This window comes from Vibrio sp. 1562 (assembly GCF_033340155.1).
GTDB lineage: Bacteria > Pseudomonadota > Gammaproteobacteria > Enterobacterales > Vibrionaceae > Vibrio > Vibrio alginolyticus.
The window spans coordinates 1-1,170 of the sequence record NZ_JAWOVY010000103.1 but is presented as its reverse complement, the minus strand read 5'-3'; the positions used below and the strand labels follow the sequence as shown (position 1 = coordinate 1,170).

General features: G+C 42.6%; 1 pseudogene. It reads right to left on the bottom strand.

Annotation, left to right across the window (positions count from 1 at the left end):
• Window positions 1-1,170, bottom strand: a pseudogene (locus R7Z49_RS23475) (AraC family transcriptional regulator); the annotation flags it as partial.

Below are 1,170 nucleotides of genomic sequence, written 5' to 3'. Positions count from 1 at the left end.
TTCTGACGGATTGCTTGTCGATATCAACGTTGTAAAGTTGGTAACCGCTGGATACCCACAAACGGTTTGCGTCGTCTAGAGCAATATGCTCAACAGCATGCCCAGCCATCACTTGTAAATAAGGGAAGCTGACCTTTTGCAGCCCTTCCAATTGGAATATCTCCAAGCCTTTTGAAGTGGCAAGCCATAACATGCCTCGTTGGAACGCAAATTCGTTAATTTGAGAATCTAATTCTAATACTTTTACAATCCCTTCCGCGCCAGAACGATACAGCTTGCGGTCATCGGCAAACCAAAGCACACCATCTGGCCCTGTTACCGTTTGTCTGATACGACCAGATAAGGTTTGCGAGTCATAACTACTAAAGGTGACTCGCTCAAATTTTTTGCTGAACAAAGAGTAATAACGAATGCCTTGGTTGGTCGCTATCCACATTCCGCCCATGTTGTCGCTAAGTAAGGAATAAATTTTAGTGCTATCGAGCTCTAACTCTAAGAAGCTCGCAGGCTCAACTTCAGTAACTTCACCTGTTAAAAACGAGTAGAGATACAAACCGTGCTCAGTACCAACCCAATACTCTTGATTGGTCTCTGAAAACGTCAGTACGTGGGAGCCGCCAATTTTGACGATCTCTTTGTTCGGCTCGTAAATATTGAAGATCAACGCGCCTTTTAAGGTGCCGACCAATATCTCGCGTCTCGTATGCGAGTAGTACACTTTTTCAATGTAGTTTTGACCGGATGAAATCACATGATCAAATTTATTACCTTCAGAGAGATAGACACCTGATGTTGTAGCCAACGCCCATTTGGTTTCGACCAAAATCGCATCATTGATGTACACATAACTATTATCGCTATGTTGATACAGTTCAAGCAGTGAAAAAGAATCAAGTTCATTGGTTTTGATGTTGTAGGTATAAAAATGTGCGCCATCACTTACCCAAATATAATCACCTGATGAACCTATTTTTCTAATTTGCGACCCGGGGTTAAGGCTAAAGACCAACTGCCTTTCTTTGTTTGGGTAGGTCTGATAAACCTCATTTTCGACAAAGGTCCAGAATGACCCTTGATGATACGCAAGCTGCTTTGCAGTCGTTTGCAAAAAACTGCCTGATTTTGGCAGAACATTTTGGCCGTCATAAAAAAGAACGCGGCCATGTACAT